Source organism: Mongoliibacter ruber (assembly GCF_003003005.1).
In the GTDB taxonomy this organism is placed as follows: domain Bacteria; phylum Bacteroidota; class Bacteroidia; order Cytophagales; family Cyclobacteriaceae; genus Mongoliibacter; species Mongoliibacter ruber.
The window spans coordinates 1-4,150 of record NZ_PVTR01000031.1 but is presented as its reverse complement, the minus strand read 5'-3'; the positions used below and the strand labels follow the sequence as shown (position 1 = coordinate 4,150).

Below are 4,150 nucleotides of genomic sequence, written 5' to 3'. Positions count from 1 at the left end.
CCGTGCAAAGAATCGCCTGAAGCCCTCTTTTCGCTATTGTAAATTTAATAAAAACCTTTAAAAATTACTTGGAATTTAAGACAGTACCTCGATTACCTGCTGGCTTTATTTTTTCGTTCGTTTTTCAGCGTTGGCAAAGACATACTCTTTTGCAATTTTTGGCTCGTGTGTTGGCTGGTGCGAATTGCAAATGTGTATGGCTTTTAGCGTTGGGCTATAATTCAATCATTGTCGAATTAATATTTTCAAAAAAATCATTCAATTCATCAATAACTTTGTGGAATTTATAATATTTATTGACAATTCTTTCTTGTTGAACTAAGTCAGGTATATCTTTATCGTCAAATGGTATCAAGATAGATACACTTTTCATTTGTTCTAATGTTAACCTTTTATTTCCTTCACCAATCGCATAATCTTTCAAGTTCAAGAATAGGAATAAATAAACATACTTTAGAGATATTAAGTCCTTGTATTTATCATTTAATACTAAAGCTCCACAATGAGTGGTCATACTAAATTTTCCATTTCTATAAAAAACGGTGCCTGCATATATTCCATCTGTTGTCCATGATAAACATTCTAAATCATGGTCAAAAGAATTAATTTGACCTATTTCTCCATTGTTAGATGTTTGAGAAGAATAAACTGGAAAATCTCCTTGATTGTTTCTAATATATTTCTGAGTATATGTCGCTTTTCCTTTTATTAAATCGAAAAAAGTAGTTAACGGAACATCTGTATACTTATTAAATTCATTCTTAAAATCAATATCAATTTTAATATCTTTAAATTCATCAAATGACACTGCGATATCGGATTTTAACTTTGAAATTGAATTGTAACTATCAGATAATTTTTTTTGAACTTTGAAATCAAATTCATCATTCTCATTTGTTGGAATTTTTATTTCGGTTTCCATTACTCGTTCCATTGAACATTTAAAACCGAAACCAAAGCCCATTGATAATAATTTATTCTGAATAACCACCTTTAAATATTGATAGTCGATAGTATCCAAATATTCTTCTTTAAGTTTTAAAATTTTTAATTTTTCATATGGAACGAATTCTTCACTACGATAAAACACATATCCAGATGAACTACCATCTTTTACCCATGTTAAGAGGTTTTTGTATTTTTTCCATTTGGAATCTTTTTTAACCCAACCGTAAACAAATTTATCATCTTTGGTAGCTGAGTATACAGGGATGTAATCAGAATTAATACGTACCTGCTCTACATGTATTTTTTTCAACCCAGAATTTGTTGGCGGAGAAAAAAGTATTTCTTTAATAGGGACTGTTTTAAATCTCATCTTTAAGGCTTGTAATAAATTCTGAATACTCTCCTAGTTTAACCATCAAATCTTCTATTTTATCTCTGAATTCATCAATAGTTACTATATTTTCTTCTTCTTCAATTCCTAGTTCAATTTTTTCTTCTTTAGTCCAAAACTTGTCAATATCCCAATTCGAACCAGGTTCAAATTTTGACAATGGTTGAATTTTACATCTTTTATCACCAATTAAGTCTGCTGGGAATGATTTTGGAGCTCCTTTATAAAGATTATATAATTCTTTAGCTTTTTCTAAATCGCTTTTCCCTTCTGTTTCAAACCTGTAGATATTTAGAGTTTCTCCAATATCACTTACTAAATAAGTGAAGACAGGAAAATCTTGGGTCAAGTCGATATTTTCTTTTCTTTCTATTATTAATATGAATGTCTTTTGCGGTGTGTTGAAAAATGTTTTTATCGGAAGTGAAATAATTCCATGAACAAAACAGTGTTTTAAAAGAAACTCTCGTAATGTTTTATTTTGCGTAGAGTTGAATATACCATGTGGAAGCACTATAAAGGCTTTACCTTCCTTTTTTAAATTCCTTATAATCCATTCTAAGCACAAACCATCAACTCCTTTTCCATTTGCAGTATATTTTGAGGAGAGTCCTTCGTTTTCAATTTCCTTTTTTAATGAGGTTGTTCCGCTCGTTATATAAGGCGGATTTGTTATTACCAAATCATATTTTTCATCTTCTGAATTCTCTATTTTAAGCGTGCCCAAATTAGAATCACTTAAAAAATGAAAAGTTTCATTTATTACTTCTGAAAATTTTGGAGCAAACGTTGGATACCTTTCAACTATTTCTGAAAGGTAAATTAGCATGTTGGCTTTAGCCAATATTATTACTCTTTCATCATCTTCGTCATTACCTTTATCAAAACCTATATATGTTATTTTAGGTTTTATTTCTCCTTTTGCATTAGGAAGGAAATCTCTTTTTCGATTTGGGTCCTGAAAAATTTCAGTAATAAAACCACCTACACCACAAAATGGGTCACATACGCGAGTGCCAGGTTTCAACTTTTCAACATCAGCCATCTCTATGATAGCTCTAACAACCTTTCTAGGCGTAAAAAATTGACCAAGTCTACTTTTATCGGAACTCTGTTTTAAAAATGTTTCAAAAAGCTTTGTTTTAAAATCTTTTTGAATGTTGTTTAGAGAACCAAATTTTGAATATTTTTCAAGAGAATTTTTAAACAGCGAAGCTTGTGATTCAATAGCATTCTCTTTTGAATCGACAAATATAGTACCATTTAAAATTGTAGTTCCATCCTTTCCTGCTGGGAATAACTCGTTCTTTATCCGCTTTCGACAGTTATTAGCATAATAGTTTAATGCTTCCTTTGCATTGTTACTCTTTGAAAGCTCCAAAACAAAGTCAAAATTATAAGGACTTTTTAAAACTTCTAAATCACTTAAAAATTTGAAAATGAATAATTCTACTACGTTATATAGACATTTGGTTGGGCTTTTCCCTGTATTAACATAAATATCCTGCCAAACCGAAGTTGCGAGTTTGATAGGGTTAACTTCTTCAATTGATTTCAGAATAGAATTAGTTTTCGAAATTGAACTAATAATTCTTTTGATATAGAATAAAGTGTTTTCTGTTTCTAATTCTAATTTCTCTTTGTCTTTTTCAGATTTCTTTTGTAATATGAAGGGTTCTTTTAGAAATTTTTTATCTTCATTTTTAATTATACTATAGCTTCTTTCTTTTCCAGTTGTCCTGTCAATATAATTGTTTTCGGAGTTTTCCATTTTAGGGTTAATCCAAATATAATTTTCGCCATCTGAAATAATGCCAAATACAGAATTCAACTCTTGGCACAAATCATTACATTGTTCAACTGCATCTTTCTTTTGAGCTTCAGATTGAAATTCCTTAGGTTGCTTATATTCAATAACTCCAATAACTCTAAGGTCTTTGGAGTTCGTGCGTTCAACAACTAGTCCGTCAGGTTGTCTTTTTCCATATTTACCATAGTTCTTAGATGGAATTACTTTGGCTTTCTTATATTGATTTAGAGAAGTACGTTGAAGAGGGTAATACTCGTATTCTGCTATATAGATTCCATTCTTCTGGAAACCTAATGATTGTAGTTCTTCTCCCATTTTAAAATATTATTTCGCCTTGTTTGACATTTTTGTTTTTAATATATTTTGATTGCTCTTCAGCTAAGGAAAATACGATATCAGAACATTCGTATTTATGAGCTTCTTCAACAAGGATATCTGCAACAAATAGGTTTTTTATTTTTTCGATATCGGTGTTGATAAATTCTGCAAGTTTTGCAAGATTCGCAAATGGAAATTTTTTACGTCCATTTTCTATTTTACTGATATCAGTCATAATTATTCCTATCCCCTGACCAAAATCACTTTGATTTAATCCTTTTTTATTCCTCTCAGTCCTTAAATACTCTCCAAATGTTGCCATAAGATGTACTTGCTAATTATTAACTTGCTAAATTCTAGCAAATATATAATTTTAAGTTAGATTAACATTAAGTTGGACTCTCTTTTTTTGCTGTGGGAAAGGGCAAGCGCTTTTGGTTTTTCAGCGTTGGGTTCGAGATTCGGCAAAAACCAAATGTGCTTGACCGAGCGTTGGACTTTTTTCAGCTTGCAGGTAACGTGATTCAACTTGGAGACGGCTGGCTTTCAGAGACGTTCCCTTCATGCCTACTCCTAACTCCTTAAAGGTACTGATTTTCATTTTTACACTGAACCGCCCGCTGTATCCAAGGTGATGTGTGTGCCTTGAATGGTGAATATAGTTCATTTAAATGGGCGTTCCA

3 protein-coding genes are annotated in these 4,150 nt (G+C 31.1%); all 3 read right to left on the bottom strand.

Annotated features, from left to right (window positions below; translation table 11 throughout):
* Positions 1 to 214: 214 nt before the first annotated feature.
* The 3 genes from CLW00_RS21045 to CLW00_RS21035 are packed head-to-tail and all read right to left on the bottom strand — an operon-like array spanning position 215 to position 3,789.
* Complete coding sequence (locus tag CLW00_RS21045) at positions 215 to 1,318, bottom strand: restriction endonuclease subunit S (protein ID WP_106135686.1); 1,104 nt, start codon at positions 1,316 to 1,318, stop codon at positions 215 to 217.
* The gene (locus CLW00_RS21040; RefSeq protein WP_106135685.1) at positions 1,308 to 3,464 is read right to left on the bottom strand and encodes an HsdM family class I SAM-dependent methyltransferase; all 2,157 of its coding nucleotides are present in this window, start codon (positions 3,462 to 3,464) and stop codon (positions 1,308 to 1,310) included. The genes CLW00_RS21045 and CLW00_RS21040 overlap by 11 nt, the downstream gene beginning before the upstream one ends.
* Position 3,465: 1 nt before the next feature.
* On the bottom strand, positions 3,466 to 3,789 hold the full coding sequence (locus CLW00_RS21035; protein ID WP_106135684.1) for a helix-turn-helix domain-containing protein: 324 nt from the start codon (positions 3,787 to 3,789) through the stop codon (positions 3,466 to 3,468).
* Positions 3,790 to 4,150 lie beyond the last annotated feature (361 nt).

Coding starts and splice junctions, on each gene's coding strand:
- CLW00_RS21045 (WP_106135686.1), bottom strand. CDS start 1,318: ATGAGATTTAAAACAGTCCCTATTAAAGAAATACTTTTTTCTCCGCCA.
- CLW00_RS21035 (WP_106135684.1), bottom strand. CDS start 3,789: ATGGCAACATTTGGAGAGTATTTAAGGACTGAGAGGAATAAAAAAGGA.
- CLW00_RS21040 (WP_106135685.1), bottom strand. CDS start 3,464: ATGGGAGAAGAACTACAATCATTAGGTTTCCAGAAGAATGGAATCTAT.